Source organism: Hymenobacter terrigena (assembly GCF_054776515.1).
In genome coordinates this window covers 1-540 of record NZ_BAAHBU010000025.1, presented here as the reverse complement: position 1 = coordinate 540, position 540 = coordinate 1, and the positions used below count along the sequence as shown (strand labels likewise).

General features: G+C 70.2%; 1 protein-coding gene. It reads right to left on the bottom strand.

Features of this window, described 5'->3' with window-relative positions; translation table 11 throughout:
• Positions 1-166 precede the first annotated feature (166 nt).
• On the bottom strand, positions 167-382 hold the full coding sequence (locus ACYU7Q_RS21900) for a hypothetical protein (protein WP_460611585.1): 216 nt from the start codon (positions 380-382) through the stop codon (positions 167-169).
• Positions 383-540 lie beyond the last annotated feature (158 nt).

The window sequence follows — 540 nt, the reverse complement described above, 5'->3', positions numbered from 1 at the left end:
GGTGCTCGCGGCGGTCACCCCGGTCATGGTGAGCAGCCCGGCGACGGTCGCGGCGAGCGCATGCTTCCTCCGGTTCACGGATGGCCTCCCTCCAGTGCCGGCGGATGGTGGGATTTCCACCTGATCCACCCGGCATCGGGAAGCTACTCACTCACCGGGATCAGGGTCAACGGCGCCTCTGCCGTTCGGCGTAGCCGGAAAGACTGGCGGACTCGAGGATTCCCCCGTGCGGGTGTCTGCGACCCCGGAAACGTGTGCGGGCGCCGCCGGCGTGCGGGAGCAGCTCGACCAGCAGCTCCTGCGCCTGCCTGCGGTGATCCTCACGGTTCGACTCGACCAGGGTGATGGCCCTGGACAGGATGCCGCGGTCCCCCGCGAGCACCCCCTTGGCGTAGGCGTCGACGTCGATCCGGCGGGCCACTCAGCCTGCCTGCTGTTCGAGCCGTTCGAGCAGTTCGAATGCGGAGTCCGCGATCACCGTGCCCGGGCCGAAGATCGCCGCCGCGCCCGCCTCCCGCAGCTGTTCGTAGTCCTGCGGCG